Source organism: Streptomyces sp. NPDC060205, from assembly GCF_042728395.1.
Taxonomy (GTDB): Bacteria; Actinomycetota; Actinomycetes; order Streptomycetales; family Streptomycetaceae; genus Streptomyces.
The window spans coordinates 1-20,468 of sequence record NZ_JBHWZP010000170.1 but is presented as its reverse complement, the minus strand read 5'-3'; the positions used below and the strand labels follow the sequence as shown (position 1 = coordinate 20,468).

Below are 20,468 nucleotides of genomic sequence, written 5' to 3'. Positions count from 1 at the left end.
GGCGCTGGTGAGCGCGGCGAACGCTGTTCCGCATTAGGCGCCCAAGCCCCGTCAGGGGCGCGGGGAACTGCGCGGCCCGCCCCCACCGGCCCGCAGCCGAAACAGTGCCCCGGCGCTGACAGGGCTTGCCCAGCTCCCGCGCGGGGCGTGCACAGGACCTGCCGTTAGCCTGCCTCTTCGTATGGAAAACGGACGGAACGCAGCCGACGCGGCACGCGTGATCGCCCGGGCGCTCGTGTACGCGGTGGTCGGCGGGGTGGCGTTGCTCGCCGTCGTCACCGTCGGGTCGGTGCTCGGGCCGATGGTCGTGCTCGATCTCGCCACCCCCGCCATGGCCGCCTGGTGGACCGTGTTCACCGCCGTCGCCGTGCAGGGCATCCCCTTCCTGCTGCTGGGCACGGTCGTGTCGGCGGCGATCGGCGCGTTCGTTCCCGAGCGGGTCTTCCGGCGCGTACTGCCGAAGAACCCGGCGCTCGCCGTACCCGTCGCCGGGGCGGCCGGTGCCGTGCTCCCGGGGTGCGAGTGCGCGTCCGTGCCCGTGGCGGACAGCCTGATGCGGCGCGGGGTCGCACCGGCCGCCGCGCTCGCCTTCCTGCTGTCCGCGCCCGCCATCAACCCGGTCGTCCTCGTCGCCACGTCCATCGCCTTCCCGGGAGATCCGGCCATGGTCGGCGCCCGGCTCGTCGCGTCCCTGGCCACCGCGGTCGCGATGGGGTGGCTGTGGGTGCGGTTCGGCAAGGAGGAGTGGCTGCCGTCCGTACGTCGCGGGGGCGGCGCGGCCTCCGGGGCGGGCGGGTGGCGGGGTTTCCGGGACGGGCTGCAGCACGACTTCCTGCACGCCGGGGGGTTCCTCGTGCTGGGGGCTGCCGCCGCGGCGTCGTTCAACATCCTGGTGCCGCGGTCCCTGCTCGACGTGTTCACCGGCTCGCCGTGGCTGTCGGTGCTGCTGCTCGCCGTCCTCGCCGTGGTGCTGTGCGTGTGCTCCGAGGCGGACGCCTTCGTGGCGGCCTCGCTGACCGGTTTCTCGCCCACGGCCCGACTGGCGTTCATGGTCGTCGGCCCCATGGTCGACCTCAAACTGATCGCTCTCCAGGCGGGGACCTTCGGGCGGGCGTTCGCGGTGCGGTTCTCGGCCGTGACGTGGGTGGTGGCCGTGGTGAGCAGCGTGCTGGTGGGCGGGTGGCTGCTGTGAGCTTCCGCCCGCGCTCCGGGCTGCGCCTGCGTCTGCGTCCGCAGGGTGTGCTGCTGCTCCTGTGCGGTTCGGCGCTGCTGCGGATCGCCCTCTTCAGCGAGCTGTACCTGCGCTATGTGAAGGAGGGCCTACGCCCGTACCTCGTGGTCTCCGGCGCGGCCCTGATCGCACTCGGCCTGCTGGGCCTGCTCGCCCGAACCCACGACGAGGAAGAGGAAGAGTACGAAGGGGACGAGGACGAGGACGAAGGGGACGAGGACGAGGACGAAGGTGAAGGTCACGACGAAGCAGCCGCCCCCGACCGGTCGGACACCCACGACCACGCCCACGACCACGCCCACGACGACACCCGTAACCCCCGTATCGCCTGGCTCCTCACCGCCCCCGCCCTGGCCCTCCTCCTCTTCCCGCCGCCCGCGCTCGGCTCGTACAGCGTGGAACGCGAGGAGGCGCGGGTCGCGGCGCAGGGCGCCGGCACCTTCCCGGAGCTGCCGGCCGGGAACCCCCTCGATCTGACCCTGGGCGCGTTCGCCTCACGGGCGGAGTGGGACACGGGCGCGTCCCTGAAGGGGCGCACGGTCCGGCTGACCGGCTTCGTGACCCGCGACGACGACGGCGCCTGGTCCGTGGCGCGGCTGCGCGTCACCTGCTGCGCCGCCGACGCGCAGGCGCTCAAGGTCGAGATCCGCGGCGAGGACGCCCCGGCGGCCGACACCTGGGTGACGGTCACCGGAACCTGGCACCCCACGGGGAAGCCGGGGACGGACGCGGCCCGCCCCGTACTGGACGCCGTGTCGGTGAAGAGGACGACGGCGCCCTCGGACCCGTACGAGAAGCGTTGAGCCGCCGAGCCGCCGAGCCGTTGAGTTGTCGATTCGCGGTTCAGGACCCCTGAGGTGCGGATCGACGGCCGGGATGCCGTCGCGCGCGTGCTACGCCCGGGCGTACCGGGGCCGCCTGATGACCGCCGAGGGCCACGCGGTCCCGCAGCCGGAGTACCCGGACGTCCTGGGCCGCTGGAAGGCCGACCGCCCGGAGGCCCCCGGCCCGGAACCGGCCATGGGCGCGGTCATCGTGGGGGGCGTGTTGCGAGGACCAACGCGTGATGTGACCGGGTAAGTCGTCCATTCGAGGCCGATGTCCCTGATTCCGGCGTTACAGTTCCCTCCTGATGCGCAGGGTGTGGGGCGCGTCACACATCGCGACAACTGAGCCGCCAGGCAACGCCTGGTCGGCGGTGCATCTGGGGGGCCTCGTGCACGAGATGGTCAAGGGCGCCAATGTCGAACTGACGGCGTTGAGTGAAGACGTGGGATCGGTCAGGGTGAGCCTGGGCTGGAGCAGCCCTACTGGCGAAGGCGACGCGGATGTGTCCGTCCTTCTCCTGGCGCCGAACGGCAAGGTCCGCAGTGACGCGGACTTCTACTTCTACAACAACCCTGTGGCGGCGGACGGTTCCGTGCAGTTGTTGGGCAAGACGCCCACGGCGGACGGCAGCGAGGACCGCATCACCTTCGATCTGACCGCGATCCCGGCGGACGTCGAGCAGATCATTGTGGCGGCGAGCCGTTACAACGGAGCCAGGTTCGGGGACCTGGACGATGTACGGGTGACGCTGGCCGACGGTTCCGGCGAAGGGCTGCTGCGTTTCTCCATCGAGGATGCCGGGGCGGTCGGCGCACTGCTCTTCGGTGAGCTCTATCGGCGGGCGGGCGACTGGAAGTTCCGCGCCCTCGGCCAGGGGTACGAGTCCGGACTCGCCGGTCTGGCCCAGGACTACGGCGTCGACATCGACGATGACGCGGGTGAGGTCGAGGAAGCCGAGGCGGCGGAGGCCGAGCCGGAAGTCGCCGGGGAGTCCGGGGCCTTGGCGGCCGCGCCCCCAGCACAGACGGGGGCGGCTGCAGCACCGGCCGACGGTCCTGCTCCAGCTTCCCTTCCTGTTCCCGAACAGGCGGTCGCGGAGCCGGAGGTGAAGGTACCCGTCGAGCCCGCGGTCAAGTCGGTGCCCCGGCCCCGTACGGCCAAGAAGAAGGTCACCTTGCCCAAGGTGGCCAAGAGGTCCCTTGCCGAGAACGACTCCTGGCGGGCGGCCCGGCTCTTCCCGGTCTCCGCTCTCAAGAGCGACCGCGACAGGGAGACCCGCGCTACGTCCGTGCTGCTGTCCGTGATGGCGCAGGTGCCGGAGTTTGGTCGGCGCCTCACCGCGGAGTTCGGGGCGCCCGCCGGACGCATGGAGACGTTCACGGAGGTCTCGCTGCCGCACGGCGACTCTCCACGTCGGCCGGACGGTGTGATCAGAGTGGAGCGCGCGGGGAAGTTGTGGACCGCGCTGGTCGAGACCAAGACCAATGGCAACTCCCTCAAACCCGACCAGGTCCAGGCCTACGCGGACATAGCCGCCCGTCGGGGCTACGAGGCGGTGATCACCCTGTCCAACGACGTGGAGCTGGACGGCAGCCCGCTGGTCGACGTGAAGTCGGACGGCCGGCGCAAGCACAAGGTGGCGCTGCGGCACCTGTCGTGGGCCGACGTCGCCCACCAGGCCCAGATGCTGATCCGCCACGAGGGCGTCGGCAACGCGGCGCATGCCTGGCTGCTCCAGGAACTTCTGCACTATCTCCAGCACGACAACTCCGGATGCCACGGATTCCAGAACATGGGTCCGGCCTGGGTGCCCGTGCGCAACGGCATCGACGACGAGACCCTCTGCCAGGGTGACAAGCGAGCGGTGGAGGTGGTCGAGAACTGGGAGCGCCTCGTGCGGCAGGTGTGCCTGCGGCTGGGCGGCGAGCTGGGACAGAAGGTGCTCCCCGTGCAACGGGCGAAGCGCGGGACCGACCCCCGCGTACGTCGGGAGGCTCTCGCCGACCAGCTCTGTCTGGCGGGCAGGCTGGACTCCGAACTCCGTATCGAGGGCACACCGGGCATCCTCACGCTCTCCGCGGACCTGCGGACCGGCAAGCTTCGTACGTCCATCGAGATCGCCGCCCCGGAGCAGGGCTACCCGCTTACCTGGGCCAAGCGGCTTGTCCGCCAGCTCTCCGATGCCCCTGCCGACGTGCATGTCGAGACCTTGCTGGAAGGACAGACGGGTGGCCCTCGCGGGACTCTGGAGCGATTGCGTCCAGAGCCCGGTGACCTTCTTCCGAAGAACAACGCCGAGATCGCCGGCTTCCGGCTGTCGCTCTTCCGGAGCATGGGGAGCAGCCGGGGCAACGCCGAGTCCGGATTCATCCGGAGCGTCGACGAAGCCGTGGACCGCTTCCACGACCACGTGGTCATGCGGCTCGACCGGAGCCCGGCTTCAGCCCGGCGGTGAAGTCCCTGGGCCCAGCCACCCCTGCGGCAGCCACGGCAGGTCGTCCGTGTGTGGGGGTGGGGGGCCCGTGCGGGCCAGGAGGATGGCTACGTCGTCCTCCGAGGTGGACGGGTCCAGGTGGGTGGTGACCGTTTCCAGGAGGGTGGGGAGGGGGGCCGCCGGGTCGAGGGGGAGGTCGGCCAGGGTGGTGAGGCCGGTTTCGATGTCGCGGTCGCGGCGTTCGATCAGGCCGTCCGTGCACAGGAGGAGGACCGAGCCGGGAGGCAGGGGGACCGTCGTGGCCGAGAAGGAGCCGAGGCCCACTCCCAGGGGCGGGGCGACCGGGAGGCCGAGCAGGGTGCGGGTGCCGTCGGGGGCCACGAGCAGCGGGGGGACGTGGCCCGCGTTGGAGAAGGTGGCGCACTGCCTGCGGGGGTCCAGGAGCGCCAGCAGGCAGGTCGCCACCCGGTCCAGTTCCAGGGTGAGCGCGGTGCGTTCGGCCTGCAGCAGGATGAAGTCCGGGGTGCTGCTCTGGACGGCCAGGGTGCGCAGCACCGAGCGGTACTCGCTCATCGCGGCCGCCGCGCGGATCCCGTGCCCCATGACGTCCCCCACCACCAGCAGCGTGCGGCCGTGGGGCAGCGCGAGCGTGTCGAACCAGTCGCCGCCCACCTCCGCCCCCGCGCCCGCCGGCAGATAGCGGCCCAGGGTCTCCACGCCGGGGCCCGTGACGGTCGGGGTGTTCAGGAAGGCCCGCTGCATCTCCAGGGCGGTCTCGTGCTCACGGGTGTAGCGGACCGCGTGCGCGATGCCCGTGGCGGCCCGGTCGGTGAGGTCGCCGAGCAGTGCCGCGTCCGCGTCGGTGAGGCGGGGGGAGTCACCGGCCCGGAACACGATCACCGCGCCCACCGGCTCCTCGTCGACCGCGAGGGGCAGGTAGATGCCGGAGTGCGCGCCCATCCGCCGGAAGTGCTCCTTGCGTTCGTACGAGAGGGAGAACTGGCGCATGGCTTCGTCGGCCGGGTGGGTGAGGACGAGCGGGCGCCGGTCGGCCAGTACGTGGGCCATGGGGGAACCGGCCCGGTACACGACGAACTCGCCGAGGAGGCCGAGCGGCGAGGACACCTCCGCCAGCTCCGGTGTGGTGGCGAGCGCGATCCGGCGCAGCCGCAGCGGATAGCGGTCCGAGGGCACCTGGGGCGTGCCCTCCGGGTCCACCACGTCCACCGCCGCGTAGTCCGCGAAGCGCGGCACCAGCAGGTCGGCCAGCGCCTGACAGGCCTGGCCGAGGTCGAGGGTGGCGCCGGTGCTGCGGTTCGCCTCGTCGAGCAGCGCCATGCGGTTGCGGGCCCGCACGAGGTCCTCGCGCCCGCGCAGCGCGTCGGTGACCTCCATGACGACGCCGGCCACCCCGAGGATCTCGCCGGACGGTCCGGTCAGCCGGTGGTAGGCGCCCAGCCACCACCGGTTGTCGCCGGTCGTGTCGGCCGGGGTCTGTCCGCCGACGGTGATGACCTGCGGAACTCCCGTACGCAGCACGGTCGCGAGCAGTTGCTCCGAGGCCTCCAGGTCCGGCAGCACGTCCCGCAGCCGGCGGCCGAGGTGCTCGGCGGCCGGGACGCCGTTGAGCCGCGCGAGCGCGTCGTTGAGGTAGAGGTAGCGCAGCTCGCCGTCGAGTACGGCGATACCGGCCGGGCAGTGGTCGAGGAGCCGCCGGGCCAGCGTCAGCTCGCCGAGCAGCCGCTCCGCGGACTCCCCCACGTTCTCGGAGCGGTGCACGGCGTCCGCGAGCGCCGCCAGTTCCGCCTGGGTCAGCAGCATGCGCGGGTCGGGCCGAACCTGGTCACCGGGCACCCGTCCACAGCATCACGGCCCCGTCCCGCCGACCAACGGGAGGGACTGTCCGGGTGATCAGGACAGTCCCTCCCGGTCACCGGCCCTAGGGAACCGGCGCGGACGTCGGTTCGGGCTCCCGCGGGACAGCGCCGCCGGGGGAGTCCGCCAGGTGCCAGATCTCGTTCGCCGTCAGTCTCGCGTACGCGTCGGGCGGGAGGTCGCCGGTGAGGCCCGCGACCCGGACGGGCTTTCCGCCGCGCTCGGCGAACAGGGCGAGGGTGAGGGCGAGCCGGGGCGAGTACACGCTCCGCCAGGCCGTCCGGGCGCCCGGCCCGCTGCCCGCGCCGGCCGAGTGCGCGACCGGTGAGGCGGGCGCGGCCCTGGCCGGCAGGAAGGTCCCGTCCTCGGCGCCGGGCACGAAGGCCCCGTCCTTGACGCCCTGCCGCGCGTTCAGCAGTTCGGTGACCACCGCCGTCTCCTTCCCGCCCATCGCGGTACGCGTCTTCGGACGTGCGGTGTGGACCGTACGGCCCGCCTTGGTGATCTTCGCGACGGTGTACGGGGCCGCGTAGGTGCCGTCGGCGGCCAGCGTGGCGTACGCCGAGTTCAGCCGCAGCGGCGTGGGGGCCGTCTCCTTGACGAGTCCGCCCAGCGGGTCGCCGAACCGCAGGCCCTTGTAGGTGAACGGTTCGAGGACCGTGCCCGCCTCGACCGCGCCGTCGACGGCGTCGTTGAACGGCTGGTGGGCGTAGTCCGCCCCGCCGTACAGCACCCGGACAGCGCCGTCGCCGGGGACGGTCGCGACGACGGCCGTGTGCAGCCGGGCACCGTCCACGCCCTTGCCCCGCGCGCCGCCCCGGCCGGCCTTGCCGCCCTTTTCGCCCTTGCCGCCCTTGCCGTCCGCGTCGCCGTCGGGCGTCCGCTCGCGCACCAGTTCCGCCGTCTCGTCCTGGAGGCCGAGGTCGAAGGTGGTGTGCACCTTGTAGCCGCCGCGCGCCAGCTGGTCCTCCGTGATGCCGAGCCGGTCGGCGGCCTCGGCGGACGCCGTGTCGATCAGGTACTGCCGCTGGCCGTTCGAGCCGCCCGGCGGGTAGAAACGGAAGGCGGGGAAGCGCGCGGCCGTCCGCTCGCGGGCGCTGATCGCGCCCGAGTCCGCCATCGCGTCGAGCACCCACGCCCAGCGGCGCTCCAGCGTGCCGGTCACCTTCGCGTCCGCGCCCGCCCGCTCGTAGTACGAGGGCAGGTTGAGGATGGAGGCGAGGGCGGCGCCCTGGGAGACGGTCAGGTCGTGGGCGCCGACGCCGAAGTAGTTGCGTGCGGCCGACTCGACGCCGGCGGCGCCGCGGCCGAAGTACACGGTGTTGAGGTAGCCCTCCAGGATCTCGTCCTTGGCGCGCGTGCGGTCCAGCTTCACCGCGATGAGGGCCTCGTGCGCCTTGCGCTTGAGGGACTGCTCGGGGGTCAGCAGGGCGTTCTTCACGTACTGCTGCGTGATCGTGGAGCCGCCCTGGCGGTCGCCGCCCGTCACGGTCGCGAGCGCGGCCCGCAGGATCGCGGAGGGGGCGACCCCCGAGTCCGTACGGAAGGAGCGGTTCTCCGCGGCGATCACGGCGTCCTGGACGTGCCGTGGTACCTGCTTGAGGGGGATGTCCTGGCGGTCGACCGGTCCGCGCCTGCCGAGGTACTCGCCCCCGGAGTCCACGAAGACCGTGCTCTGGCTGACGGTCTCCGGGTGCGGCTCGGGGATGGGGGTCATCCGGTACGCGACGACGACCGCGGCGCACACCAGGAGGAACAGCGTCAGCAGGGCGGCCAGCACGCGGCGCAGACGGCGGACGCGGGTGCGGCGCCGGCGGACGCGTATCCGCCGCAGGAAGGTGCCGGTGCCGCGCAGGCGGGTGCCGCCGCGGCGGAGCAGGTCACGGGCGTTCACGCGGGTCTTCGCGCGGGCGTTCATGAGGGGGTGTCCGTCCGTGCGAGGAGGGTGCCGGCGGAGTCGTAGGCCTTCACGGTGATGCCGGGCGAGGACGTGCCGCCGCCGGTGAGCGGGGCGTCCACGTACCAGGCGGACCAGCCGGGGGAGCCCGCCAGGGTGAGCAGGCGGGCGGTGAACGTGCCCTCGGCCGTGCGGACTTCGACGCGGGAGGCCTCGCGGGTGCCCCGGTGGACCCCGGAGAGGAAGATCCGTTTCCCGTTCGTGGAGTCCGCCCACAGGGTCAGGGACGCATCCGAACCCGCGGCCCCGCCCTCGCCGGAGCCCTCCCCGGAGTCGCCCTTCCCGGCGTCGCGGAACTGGTTCGGCTGCCCCGGTGCCGACACGTGCGTACCGTCCTTGGAGAGCCACAGTTGCACACCGGGCGCGGCGGCGACGCGTTCGCCGGGTGTCACGACCCGTACCGCCGCCTTCTCCACGGAGACCGTGACCCCACCGGATCCGGAACCCGTGCCGCGCACGGCCCCCATGACCAGGGGTACGAGGAGCAGGGCGCCCGCGGAGGTGAGCACCGCGGTGGTGAGCCGGCGCCGCCTGCGGAGCGTGCGCCCGGCCGCCTCGATGGCGGGCGCGGGAAGTTCCGCGTGCGGATCCTCGAACGGGCCTTCCGCGCGGGGGACTTGGGAGTCCGGCCGGGCAGGCGCCCCCTCCCGGAAGGCGGGGTGGGCGCGCAGGGCCCTCTCCGCCCGGCGGTCCGCCGCCTTCACCGCGCCCCGCGAGGAGTTGAGGAGCGCGGCGATCTCACGCCGGGTCAGACCGTCCCAGTGCCGGAGCACGGCCACGGCCCGCCGGCGGGGCGGAAGGCCCGCCAGCACCTCGGTGAGCGGGTCGAGCGGATCGGGCACGTACGGCTCCGGCGTGGAGCCGGAGCGCTTGGAGTGCCTGGAGCCTCCGTTGCCGCCGGAGCCCCCGTTGCCGCCGGAGCTCCAGGGGCGCCGGAGACGGGCGGCCACCCGGGGCCTACGTCGCAGAAAACCCCGTACCAGAGCCCGCCGGACGTAGAACTCCGCGTCGTCGCCCGGGACTCGGCGCCGCGCCCAGACCTCCGCCACCGCCGCTCTCGCGCGTCTGTCCGCGTCGGCGGAGTTCCCCGTGAGCAGACGGGCGGTGCGCGTGAGCCGGGGCCAGTACTCCCCGGCGCGGGCGGTGAAGTCGTCGTCCATGGTCAGTCGAGCGCGACGCTGCGCGCCACTCCCTCCGGATCGGCCCTGCCGGGTGCTTGTGCTTCGATGTACGCGACCTACGCGACCTGTGTTGCGTACGTGACGTACGTGACCTGTACGCACGACAGAGGCAGCCGGGTTGCACGGGACTTCCGAGAACAGCGGCAGGGGGTGTGGCGGGGGGTATGACCGAGGACGAGTTCGACGGGTTCTACGCGGCCGCGTTCCCCCGGCTGACCGGGCAGCTCTACGCCTTCACCGGTGACCACGGTGAGGCGCAGGACGTCGTCCAGGAGGCATTCGTCCGGGCCTGGGACCGGCGGCGGGAGTTCCTCGCCGACGGGGCGCCCGAGGCCTGGATCCGTACGGTCGCGATGCGGCTCGCGGTGAGCCGCTGGCGGCGGGCCCGGCGCTGGCTGGAACTCGTACGCCGCAATCCGCCGCAGGAGCACACCCCGGGGCCGGGTCCGGAACGGGCCGCGCTCGTGGCCGCGCTGCGGGAACTGCCCGAGGCGCAGCGCATGGCTGTCGTTCTGCACCATCTGTGCGACTTGAGTGTCGAACAGGTAGCCTCCGAAACCGGTGCGCCCACAGGGACGGTCAAGGCCCGGCTGTCCCGTGGCCGGGCGGCGCTGGCGCGGCGGCTCGGCGAGGCCGACGAACTGGGTGAGAGGGAGGACGACCGTGTCCGATGAGCTCACGCCCGCCCGCCGGCCCGAGCACGAGGACCCCGGCGAAGGTGCGGACCGCTCCGAACTCACCGTCGCCCTGCGCGAGTTGGCCCAGGACCACGAGACCCCCGTGGCCGTCCCGGGGGCGGAGATCCGCCGTCGTGCGGTACGCCGCCGCCGGCGCCGCAAGGCCTCGCTGACCGCCGTCACCACGGCCGGGGTGGGCGCGCTGGCCCTGGCCCTGGCCGTCGTGCTCACTGATGGCGAAAGCGCCCGGTCGGTTCCGCCCGCGGCCAGTTACGGCGTGAAAACGCCCCCCGCGACCTCCCGGCCCTCTCCGGTCGTCGCCGCCGCCCGGGTGGATCTCGACCGGCGGGTACTGACCGCCGAGGGACGCACCCTGCCCGTCTCCGTCGGGACGGGCAAGTCGCCGACGCCGACCGGGCTGATGACGGTCACCGCCAAGTACAAGGCGACGATGGTGCCGGGCGCGGTGTCGGGCTGGAGCGCGTACGACGTCAAGGCGACCTGGGTGATGCGGCTGCGCGGCCCCGACGACCGTACGAACTATCTCCTCGCCCTCAGCTGGGACGAGAAGGCGCCCGGCAACTACGACATCACCGGTGGCGCGATCGGGATGCGCACCGCGGACGCGATGTGGCTGTACAAGGTGCTCAGGCCGGGAGCGGTGGTGGAGGTCGTGGGAGCGGCGGCGCCGCGGCCGACCGAGCAGTCCGTGCAGCCCGGGCCGTCGCTGACGGACAGCGGCCTCCAGGCCCCGCCCGAGGGGGTGGCCACCGAAACGGGGGCGGTCACGGACACGGGGACGGCCGGGGCGAGCGATCCGACCGGCGCGGCGCGGGCGAAGGAGCCGTCGGCGGCGGCCGGGGGCACGGACACGGGGCCGTGAGGCGCCGACGGCCGTTGCGAGCCGCCGCGGGCCACATCCTTTGGGGTGAGCTTTACTGCGCGTTAGTTGCAGGAGCGGTGACATGGCGTGAGGGTGGGGGCAGTTCCACGGAGGCCCGCACGACTGCCTCCCGATGACCACCCCCTCCTCCTGGCGTGCCTCCCTCTCTCGGGAGGAGCGGGGTGTGGCCTCGTACGCCGACGGGGCCGGTCGTCAGTGATGGGGCATGAGCCGGTCCACCACGCGGCGGGCCGCTCCCGGGCGCGGCCCGGGGACCACCGCCGGACGCTCCCAGTCGCAGGGCGGGGTCGGACGCCGGAGCGGGACCGCGCCCTGCTCCTTCAGCGCGACACTCACCAGCCCCAGGAGCAGTTGGACGTCGGCGTCGCAGTCGAGGAGCACGGTGATCCAGGAGGCGCCGGGGCGGACTCTGATCGCGCTCGCGTGCAGGAGTTGGGGAAGCAGGCGCTCGACCGCCGTGGGTGTCAGGTAGAGGTCGGCGGAGTCGTCGGAGTGGAAGTGGACGATCTCGTGTCCCGCCGAAGCGAAGGCATGCCCAACGGCGCACCGGGGCGGGCCACTTACCAGGTTCGGCCAGGTCTCCAGAAGAGCGATGGCGCGAGGGGCCGCGGTCATAACCCCATCCTCGCGCACGCTTCACCTGGAGGACCACCCCCAGCAACCTCCGACTACGCGCACCGCACGGCCGGTTACCCGATCACTGTCCGGCGAAGCGGAACAGGTTGCAGCGGTACGCCTCGATGTCCCGGCGCCTGAGCGTCGCCACGACCGGGAGCAGGAGGCGGTAGCGCAGGGGCAGCCGGTGCGCGACCGGGGCCGGCAGGTGCGCCAGCGTGCGGGAGTCCGTGAGGCTGAGGCCCGGCTCCCACTGTTCGAGCGCACCCGGGTTGTCGCAGCTCCAGCGCATCCGGGCCGTCACCGCGGCCAGCACGTCATGGCTGTCCTGGGCGTCGACCACGCGGGACGCGGCGGTCTCCAGGGCGAAGCGGGCCCCGGGCAGCTCCTCGCCGACCTGCTGGAACACCGTACGGACCAGCTCCGCCTCCAGATAGACCAGCACCGCCTCGGCGACCAGGAAGTACGGCCCCGGGCTGGTGCCGCGCACCTGCTCCATCCACTGCGGATCGGTGACCGAGGCGGAGACCATGTGCCGCCGGTCCGTGTCCTTGAAGAACCCCCGCCGCAGGGCGATCACATCGGGCAGGTCGAGGTCGAACCAGTGGACCGTGCCGTTGTCGAGCCGTTCGAACCGTGTGTTGAGTCCCGTGCCGATCTCGACGACCGTGCCGGACGGGTGCCGCTCCAGGAACTCCCGTACCCACTGGTCGAAGAGCAGGGTGCGCAGGTTCGCCCCGAGCAGGCTGCGCGCGCCGTCGAAGCGGGAGAAGTCGTAGTCGAGGGCGTCGACCATCTCCACAGCCTGTGGATCACTGAGCAGTCCGTGCGCCTTGCGGGTCTCGACCGCACGGGCGTAGAGGGGGATGAGCAAGGTCTCCTGGACCTCGCCGAGTCGGGGCGTGCGCTTGTCCACCGGACCTCTCCTCTCCACCGGCCCGTTCCTCGGGCCGGCCGTGCGGGGCAGGTCTCCCAGGCAAGCTAGCCGAGCCGCCCGCGGCCGGCAGCCCCCCGCGTCACCGGCGCAGCAGTTCCCGTACCGCCCCGACGACGACGTCCGGGGCCTCCTCCGCCATGAAGTGGCCGCACGAGACGGTGCTGTGCCGCAGGTCGTCGGCCCACGCGGACCACAGCGCGGCGGCGTCGAAGCCGAGGGCCGCGCCCCAGTCCTGCTGGAGCACGCTCACCGGCATCCGCAGCCGGTTGCCGGCCTCGCGGTCGGCCCGGTCGTGCGTGACGTCGACGCCCGCGGAGGCGCGGTAGTCCGCGACGATCGACGGGACGGCGGCGCGGCACGCGGCGAGGTAGGCGGCACGGACGTCCGCCGGTACGGCCGCCGGGTCGCGCGTCCAGACGTCCAGGAAGTGGCCGAAGAACGCGTCGGGGCTCGCGCCGATCAACTGCTCCGGCAGGCCCGGCGGCTGGGCCATCAGGTAGAGGTGGAAGCCGATCGCGGCGGACGTTCCGCGCATGACCTCCCACATGTCCAGCGTCGGCAGGACGTCCAGGGAGGCGAGGTGGGTGACCGTCTCCGGGTGGTCGAGACCGGCGCGGATCGCGACGAGGGCGCCGCGGTCGTGGCCGACCAGCGCGAAGCGGTCGTGGCCGAGCGCCTTGGCGACCGCGACGACGTCCGCGGCCATGGCGCGCTTCGAGTACGCCGTGCCGTCGGGGTCGGCGGGCTTGTCGCTGGCGCCGTAGCCGCGGAGGTCCGGGCAGATGACCGTGCGGTCGGTGGCGAGCTGCGGGGCTACGTGGCGCCACATGAGGTTGGTCTGGGGGAAACCGTGGAGGAGGACCACGGGGGTTTCCGTGCCGCCTCCGCCGACGGCGACGTTCAGCTCCGCTGTGGTGGCGCCGGGGATGCGGTGCTGGGCGAAGCCGTTGATGGTGGGAGTGGTGGGAGTGGTGGGGGTCATGGGGTTCCTTGCGGTGGTGGGTCGGGTGCGGGTCGGTGGGGGCTGGTCGCGCAGTTCCCCGCGCCCCTTGGGGGCGAAAGGATCGCGCCGTTCCCCGCGCCCCCTCTGGGCGGCCTTGGAGACAACGGTGAGGGGTGTGAATCAGCGGGCGATCAGCGTGTGGGGGCGCAGTAGCGTGGGGCCGGTGTGCAGAGGTCGGTGAGGAGCGGGACGTGCGGGTGGTGTTCGGGGTGCTCGGGCCGACGGTCGCGTCGGACGAGGACGGGCGCGAGCTCGCCCTGAAGGGGCCGCGGCACCGGGCCGTACTGGCCCGGCTGATCGTGGCCCGCCGCCGGGTCGTGCCCGTGTCCCGGCTGGTCGAGGACCTGTGGACGGAGCCGCCCGCCGGAGCCGTGGGCGCCGTCCAGACCTTCGTGGCGGCCCTGCGGCGCGCCCTGGAACCGGACCGCCCGCCCCGCACCCCGGCCCGGCTCCTGGTCACCGACGGCCCCGGATACGCACTGCGTGCCGCGCCGGACACGGTGGACGCCTGGTGCTTCGAGACGGCGCTCGGCACCGCGGCCGGACTGTCCGCCCCGGCGGCGCTCGCGACCCTGGAGGAGGCGCTGGGGTGGTGGCGGGGTCCGGCGTACGCCGAGTTCGCCGGGGAGGGGCAGGACTGGTCCCGCGCCGAACGGGCCCGCCTCGCCGAACTGCGCCTCCAGGCGGTGGAACGCCGTGCCGAGACCCTGCTCGCCCTCGGCCGCCCCGCCGACGCGGTCCCCGACCTGGACGCCCACCTCATGGACCACCCCTGGCGGGAGAACGCCTGGCGCCTGCTGGCCCTGGCCCTCTACCGCCAGCACCGCCAGGGAGACGCCCTGGCGGTCCTGCGCCGGGCCCGCACGATCCTGACCACCCACCTGGGAGTGGACCCGGGCCCTCACCTGCGCCACCTGCAATCGGACATCCTGACCCAGAATCCCAACCTGGACCTACCTCCTGCCCCGCTTGCACGGCCTACCCAAGCCCAACCCCCGTCCACCCAGGGGCACGGGGAACGGCGCAATCTTTCGCCTTTGCCTTTCAGGGCCGCGGGGAACGACGCGACCAGCCACGACGCATCCGCGCCTGACACTGAATCCGACACCCCACCCACCCAGGGGCGCGGGGAACGGCGCAGTCTTTCGCCTTTGCCTTTCAGGGGCGCGGGGAACGGCGCAACCAGCCACGACGCATCCGCACCCGACAGTGAGGCCGATGCCCCACCCACCCAGGGGCGCGGGGAACGGCGCAGTCTTTCGCCTTTGCCTTTCAGGGGCGCGGGGAACGGCGCAACCAGCCACGACGCATCCGCACCCGACAGTGAGGCCGATGCCCCACCCACCCAGGGGCGCGGGGAACGGCGCAGTCTTTCGCCTTTGCCTTTCAGGGGCGCGGGGAACGACGCGACCAGCCACGACGCACCCGCACCTGACAGCGAAGCCGGCGGCAGGCACAGCGCGACCGAGGTCACAGCGCAGTTGTGGACCCGGGCCGCCGAGTCCTACCACCGCACCGTCGCCGGAGGCGCCCGCACCCGCCTCCACTCCACCATCGGCCTGCTCCGCAACCTCGCGGTCACCGGCGGCGCCGGCCTGGAGGAGGCCCGCCGCCACCGCACCGCGGCCATCGCGGCGGCGGAGGAGTTCGCCGACCCGGAACTGACCGCCCGCGTGATCGGCGCGTACGACGTCCCGGCGATCTGGACCCGCGCGGACGACCCGACGGCCGCCGCCCACATCGTGGCCGCCGCGGAACGCACCCTCGCAGCCCTGCCGGCAGGCACCCGCGCCCACGACCCGGCCCGCTGCCGCCTCCTGGCGACCATCGCCCTGGAGACCCGCGGAGCGGCCGGCCCGCGCGGCCCCGACGCCGCCCGCGAGGCGGAGACGCTCGCCCGCCGCCTCGACGACCCCGCCCTGCTGGCGTTCGCCCTCAACGGCACGTTCATGCAGTCCTTCACCCGCGCGGGCCTCGCGCCGCGCCGCGACGCGATCGGCGCCGAACTCGTCGACCTGTCCGCCCGCCACGGCCTGGTGACGTACGAGGTCCTCGGCCACCTCGTCCGCCTCCAGGCCCGCGCGGCACTCGGCGACCTGACCGGCGCGGACCGCCACGCGACCGCCGCGGACGGCCTCGCCGAACGCCACGAACTCCCCCTCGTGGGCGTCTTCACCGAGTGGTACGCGGCCCTGCGGCTCAGTGCGACCGGCCGTCCCGCCGAGGCGGAGACCGCCTACCGCGCCGCCGCCACCGGCCTGGAGGGCGCCGGAATGCCCGGCCTGGCACAAGGCCTCCTCCCCCTCGCGCTCCTGTGCCTGCGCCTGGCCCACGACCTCCCGATGGCCCCGAACCCGGGCCAGGACTCCCCGCCCGACTGGGGCCCCTACCGCCCCTGGGCCGAGCCGTTCACGCTCCTCGCGGCGGGCCGCCGCACCGAGGCCCGCACCGCACTGAGCGCCCTCCCGGAGCCCCCGCACGACCTCCTGTACGAGGCCTGCTGCGCGCTGGAGGCCGAGGCCGCCCGCCGCCTGGGCGACCGGGCCGCGCTGGACCGCGCCCGGGACCGGCTGCGCCCCGCCGCCGCCGAACTCGCGGGCGCGGGCAGCGGGCTGCTCACCCTGGGCCCGGTCGAGCGGTATCTCACCGACCGGCCGTGACGGGCGTACCCGCGCTCACGCGGCGGCCCGGTTCAGCTCAGCTCAGCTCATCGGGATCCGGCTCGTCCCCGGCCTCGTCGCCGCTCTGCTCGGAGGGCTGCACCGGGTCCGGGGCGGGCACGGCGGCCTCGTCCGAAGCGGCATCCGAGGCCCCCGCCGGTTCCGAAGCGGCGTCCGGCTCCGGCGCGGAGGCCGGAGCCGAGAGCGCCGCCGCGGGCGTCCGGCCCGCCAGGACCTCCTCAAGGCGCCGCGTACCGGCCTCGGCGGCCCGCCGGACGTCCTCGGCGTCCACCTCGTCGAGTCCGCCGTCGGTGAGGGACAGCGCGCTGTCGCCGACCCGTACGGCCGCGTAGTCCAGGGTGAGCACGGCGGGCCAGCCGCCGCCGTCGCCGCTCACGGTCACCCGCAGCCCCTCGGCCGCCTCGCCCAGACCGGGCAGCGGCGCGGCGACGGCCCGGACGGTGAACTGCCCGCCCCTGACATCCGTCGCCGTGAACTGCCCGCAGGTCTCCGGCACCGTCTTCAGCCAGGCCAGCGAGGAGTCCAGCGCGGCCCGGTCGTACGCCCCGACCTGGTACCGCAGCTGCGCCCCGGCACCGGTGTCGTCGAAGCCGGCCGCCGCACGGGACCCGGCGGGCTCGCCCAGCAGGTTCTCGGCGTACAGGCCGTCGAGCAGCCGCTGGCAGTCGCTGACGTCCGCCTTCCCCTTGAGGAGGGCGTCCCGCCAGGTCGCCGCGCCCTCGGTCCCCTTCCAGCCCTCGCCGAGGTCCGCGGGGGTGACCAGCGCCGACTTCGCCTGTGCCTCGGTGAGCGTGTGCGCGACGGTGACCGAAGGGGAGGGGGAGGGGGCCCGCGCCGCCGCGGCGGAGGCGGAGGCCGCCGCGTCGTCCGCGGCACCGGCACCGGCACCGGCCCCGCCGCCACCGCCCGTGCACCCGGCCGTCGTGAGCAGCGCGGCCACCGCGAGGACCGGGACGAGGGCCGGCCCGAGGGCGGGGACGGTACGCCGGTGACGGCGGGACGGACGGTTCAGCACGGATGCCTCCTACGGCTCCCGACGACAGGGGGACTGCTGGATCTCCTCCCACGGCACCATCGCGCGCCACCTCCCACCAGCGCACCGGGCCGACCGGGTGAGCGGGCGGGCCCCTTCGAGATGCCCCCGCCCACCGGCACGGCGACACTGGCCCCATGCCGGGACGGATCGAGGACTACGCCCTCGTCGGGGACCTGCTGACCGCCGCCCTCGTCGGCCGCGACGGCAGCCTCGACTGGCTGTGCCTGCCCCGCTTCGACTCCCCCGCGTGCTTCGCCGCGCTGCTGGGCGACGAGAACAACGGCCGCTGGCGGATCGCCCCGGTGGCCGCCTACGACGACCCGGGCCCGCCGGCCTCCACCCGCCGCTACCGCGGGGACTCCCTCGTCCTGGAGACCGTGTGGGAGACCGGCACCGGCCGCGCCACCGTCGTCGACTTCATGCCGCGCCGCGACGGCGCCCCCAGCGTCGTACGCATCGTCGAGGGCGTGTCCGGCACGGTCGACCTGCGCATGGACCTGCGGCTGCGCTTCGAGTACGGGAGCGTGGTGCCCTGGATGCACCGCGAGCACGGGCAGCTCACCGGGGTCGCCGGACCCGAGTCGGTGCGGCTGTCCACGCCCGTCCCGCTGGCCGCGCACGGCCACGCCCACACCGCCGACTTCACCGTCACCGCGGGCGAACGCATCCCCTCCGTCCTGACCTGGCAGCCCTCCCACCTGCCCGCCCCCGGCCCCGTCGACCCCTTCGAGGCGCTGCGCCGCACCGAGGAGTACTGGAGCGACTGGCTGCGGCCCTTCTCGTACGACGGCACCTACCGCGAGGCGGTCGTACGCTCCCTCATCACCCTCAAGGCCCTCACCTACGAGCCGACCGGCGGCATCGTCGCCGCGCCCACCACCTCCCTGCCCGAACAGCCCGGCGGTGTCCGCAACTGGGACTACCGCTACTGCTGGCTGCGCGACGCCGGCATGACCCTGGAGGCGCTGCTGCGCAGCGGCTTCACCGCCGAGGCGGACGCGTGGCGCGGCTGGCTGGAGCGGGCGGTCGCCGGCCGCCCGCAGGACATCCAGATCATGTACGGCATCGGCGGCGAGCGCAGGCTCACCGAGTGGACGGCCGACTGGCTTCCCGGGTACGAGGGTTCGCGGCCGGTGCGGATCGGCAACGGCGCCGCCGTGCAGCAACAACTGGACGTGCCGGGCGAGTTGATGGACACCCTGTCCCTGACGCTGCGTTCGGGGCTGCGGCCCCACCGGCATCTCATCGCGCTCCAGCGGGCCGTGCTCGACCATCTGGAGAAGGTGTGGTCCCGGCCCGACCAGGGCCTGTGGGAGATGCGCGGCGAACCCCGCCACCACGTCCACTCCAAGGTCATGTGCTGGGTCGCCTTCGACCGTGCGGTCCGGCTGGCCGAGGACCACGGGCGTCCGGGGCCCGTCGACCGCTGGCGCGAGATCCGGGACCGTATCCACCGGGAGGTCTGCGAGCGGGGCTTCGACGCGGCGCGCGGCACGTTCACGCAGTCGTACGGTTCGCGCGCCCTCGACGCGGCGCTGCTGCTCATCCCGCGCACCGGGTTCCTGCCGCCGGACGACCCGAGGGTCATCGGCACGGTCGCCGCCGTCGAACGCGAACTGTCGAGCAGCGACGGCCTGGTCCGCCGCTACTCGACCAGCGCCGGCGGCTCCGCGAGCCCCGACGGGCTGGCCGGCGGCGAGGGCGCCTTCCTGGCCTGCTCCTTCTGGCTCGTGGACGCCCTGCGGCTGACCGGGCGCGCGGACGAGGCCCGCAGCCTGTACGAGCGGCTGCTGCTCCTGCGCAACGACGTCGGCCTGCTGGCGGAGGAGTACGACCCCGCCGCCGGACGCCAACTGGGCAATTTCCCGCAGGCGTTCACGCATGTGCCGCTCATCAGGGCGGCCTACGAACTCGACCGTCACGAGACCGGTCACCGGTGAGCATTCATTCCGTGAAGTACCGGTGAATCCGAGGCGACTTCTGCGAGGCTGACCCGATGCCGACCCTTTACAGAAGACTGCTCGGAATCCTTCCCCGGATAGGCGTGAAGGTGGTCGATCTCGGTCCCGGTACCTCCCTGCTGTTCCGGCGCGGAGAGCGGACCGTCGTACCGGTGGGAGGCGGCGCCGACCTGGTGACCCGCGGCAGGAGCCGGTACGCGGTCACGGACGCTGGCACGGACACCTGGGTGGTGGCCCGCGGGTCCGCGCAGCGGACCGTGAAGAGCGTTCCGCTCGGTGACACGGGGGCGCGTCTGCTGCTCGGCAAGGCGGTGCCGGCGGCGGGCGAGCGGGAGTTCCAGCTCGCCGCCGCGCACTATCTGTGCACCCAGCACGTGGCCGCGCTGCTGGAACTGAACCGCGTGAACTGCGTGTTCGACGTCGGGGCCAACAGCGGGCAGTACGGGAAGGGGCTGCGGCGCTTCGGCTACACGGGACGGATCGTGTCCTTCGAGCCGGTCTCCGCGACGTTCGAGAAGTTGCGGAAGTCCGCCGAGAACGACCCGGACTGGCATGTGTACAACTTCGCGCTCGGCCGCGAGGAGGCCGTGCAGTCCATTCACGTGGACTGGAAGTCCATGAACTCGCTGCTGCCGCCGAGCGAGTACGGCAAGGAGCGGTACCGGCGGTTCGCCAAGGGGCGTACGGAGGAGATCGAGATCCGGCGGCTCGACGGCGTCATGCAGAAGGCGCTCGAAGGGGTCGAGGACCCCCGGCCGTATCTGAAGATGGACACGCAGGGCTTCGACATGGAGGTGTTCGCCGGGGCGGGCGAGCGGATCTCGGAGTTCGTCGGGATGCAGTCCGAGGTGGCGGCTCTGCGGCTGTACGAGGGCAGTCCCGCGATGGGGGAGGCTGTCGCCGCGTACGAGGCGGCGGGGTTCGGGGTCACCGGGATGTACCCCGTGACCCGCGACCCCGCGACGGGCCGCGTCGTGGAGTTCGACTGCGTGATGGTCCGCGCGGACGCCAACTGATCGCGCCGTTCCCCGCGCCCCTGGGGGTGGGGGTGCGCAGGGATGTCGGCTGCGGGTCCGCTGTGGCTGGTCGCGCAGTTCCCCGCGCCCCTGAAAAGCGGGGCTGCGCCCCTGCCTTTCGTCTTTCAGGGG

General features: G+C 73.5%; 15 protein-coding genes. 8 read left to right on the top strand and 7 right to left on the bottom strand.

Annotated features, from left to right (window positions below; genetic code table 11):
- Positions 1-181: 181 nt before the first annotated feature.
- The 3 genes from ACFWGJ_RS26650 (at position 182) to ACFWGJ_RS26640 (ending at position 4,514) form a co-directional block, all read left to right on the top strand.
- Positions 182-1,192 (top strand): permease, encoded by a 1,011-nt coding sequence (locus ACFWGJ_RS26650; protein WP_387329204.1) that lies wholly within the window; start codon positions 182-184, stop codon positions 1,190-1,192.
- Positions 1,189-2,034 (top strand): TIGR03943 family putative permease subunit, encoded by an 846-nt coding sequence (locus ACFWGJ_RS26645; protein ID WP_387329201.1) that lies wholly within the window; start codon positions 1,189-1,191, stop codon positions 2,032-2,034. The genes ACFWGJ_RS26650 and ACFWGJ_RS26645 overlap by 4 nt, the downstream gene beginning before the upstream one ends.
- Before the next feature lie 422 nt (positions 2,035-2,456).
- Positions 2,457-4,514 (top strand): TerD family protein, encoded by a 2,058-nt coding sequence (locus ACFWGJ_RS26640; protein ID WP_387329207.1) that lies wholly within the window; start codon positions 2,457-2,459, stop codon positions 4,512-4,514.
- Here the strand turns inward: ACFWGJ_RS26640 and ACFWGJ_RS26635 are convergent.
- The 3 genes from ACFWGJ_RS26635 to ACFWGJ_RS26625 form a co-directional block, all read right to left on the bottom strand.
- On the bottom strand, positions 4,500-6,347 hold the full coding sequence (locus ACFWGJ_RS26635) for a SpoIIE family protein phosphatase (protein ID WP_387329198.1): 1,848 nt from the start codon (positions 6,345-6,347) through the stop codon (positions 4,500-4,502). The two genes, ACFWGJ_RS26640 and ACFWGJ_RS26635, sit on opposite strands and share 15 nt — an antisense overlap.
- An 85-nt stretch (positions 6,348-6,432) precedes the next feature.
- Positions 6,433-8,286, bottom strand: coding sequence for a transglycosylase domain-containing protein (locus ACFWGJ_RS26630; protein WP_387329195.1), 1,854 nt, complete (start codon positions 8,284-8,286; stop codon positions 6,433-6,435).
- On the bottom strand, positions 8,283-9,485 hold the full coding sequence (locus tag ACFWGJ_RS26625; RefSeq protein ID WP_387329193.1) for a sigma factor-like helix-turn-helix DNA-binding protein: 1,203 nt from the start codon (positions 9,483-9,485) through the stop codon (positions 8,283-8,285). The genes ACFWGJ_RS26630 and ACFWGJ_RS26625 overlap by 4 nt, the downstream gene beginning before the upstream one ends.
- Before the next feature lie 185 nt (positions 9,486-9,670).
- On the opposite strand from ACFWGJ_RS26625, the gene ACFWGJ_RS26620 reads away from it, so the two are divergent.
- Together ACFWGJ_RS26620 and ACFWGJ_RS26615 are read left to right on the top strand one after the other, a co-directional pair.
- Positions 9,671-10,180 carry a SigE family RNA polymerase sigma factor gene (locus ACFWGJ_RS26620; RefSeq protein ID WP_107017951.1) on the top strand — a complete coding sequence of 170 codons (510 nt, stop codon included), beginning with the start codon at positions 9,671-9,673 and terminating at the stop codon, positions 10,178-10,180.
- Positions 10,170-11,066, top strand: coding sequence for a L,D-transpeptidase (locus ACFWGJ_RS26615; RefSeq protein WP_387329190.1), 897 nt, complete (start codon positions 10,170-10,172; stop codon positions 11,064-11,066). The genes ACFWGJ_RS26620 and ACFWGJ_RS26615 overlap by 11 nt, the downstream gene beginning before the upstream one ends.
- Before the next feature lie 213 nt (positions 11,067-11,279).
- On the opposite strand, the gene ACFWGJ_RS26610 is transcribed toward ACFWGJ_RS26615, so the two are convergent.
- The 3 genes from ACFWGJ_RS26610 to ACFWGJ_RS26600 form a co-directional block, all read right to left on the bottom strand.
- Complete coding sequence (locus ACFWGJ_RS26610) at positions 11,280-11,702, bottom strand: luciferase family protein (RefSeq protein ID WP_387329187.1); 423 nt, start codon at positions 11,700-11,702, stop codon at positions 11,280-11,282.
- A gap of 82 nt (positions 11,703-11,784) precedes the next feature.
- On the bottom strand, positions 11,785-12,618 hold the full coding sequence (locus tag ACFWGJ_RS26605; protein ID WP_387329184.1) for a class I SAM-dependent methyltransferase: 834 nt from the start codon (positions 12,616-12,618) through the stop codon (positions 11,785-11,787).
- Positions 12,619-12,718: 100 nt separating this feature from the next.
- Positions 12,719-13,621, bottom strand: coding sequence for an alpha/beta fold hydrolase (locus ACFWGJ_RS26600; RefSeq protein ID WP_387329181.1), 903 nt, complete (start codon positions 13,619-13,621; stop codon positions 12,719-12,721).
- Positions 13,622-13,833: 212 nt separating this feature from the next.
- Here ACFWGJ_RS26600 and ACFWGJ_RS26595 point away from each other — a divergent pair, with 212 nt between their 5' ends.
- A complete protein-coding gene (locus tag ACFWGJ_RS26595; RefSeq protein WP_387329178.1) occupies positions 13,834-16,302 on the top strand; it encodes a BTAD domain-containing putative transcriptional regulator in 2,469 nt (822 codons plus the stop codon).
- A gap of 37 nt (positions 16,303-16,339) precedes the next feature.
- Here ACFWGJ_RS26595 and ACFWGJ_RS26590 read toward each other — a convergent pair whose 3' ends face one another.
- A complete protein-coding gene (locus tag ACFWGJ_RS26590) occupies positions 16,340-17,338 on the bottom strand; it encodes a hypothetical protein (protein ID WP_387329175.1) in 999 nt (332 codons plus the stop codon).
- A gap of 155 nt (positions 17,339-17,493) precedes the next feature.
- Here ACFWGJ_RS26590 and ACFWGJ_RS26585 point away from each other — a divergent pair, with 155 nt between their 5' ends.
- Positions 17,494-19,299, top strand: coding sequence for a glycoside hydrolase family 15 protein (locus tag ACFWGJ_RS26585; protein ID WP_387329172.1), 1,806 nt, complete (start codon positions 17,494-17,496; stop codon positions 19,297-19,299).
- A 56-nt stretch (positions 19,300-19,355) separates the two neighbouring features.
- Complete coding sequence (locus ACFWGJ_RS26580) at positions 19,356-20,336, top strand: FkbM family methyltransferase (RefSeq protein ID WP_387329169.1); 981 nt, start codon at positions 19,356-19,358, stop codon at positions 20,334-20,336.
- Positions 20,337-20,468: the final 132 nt, after the last annotated feature.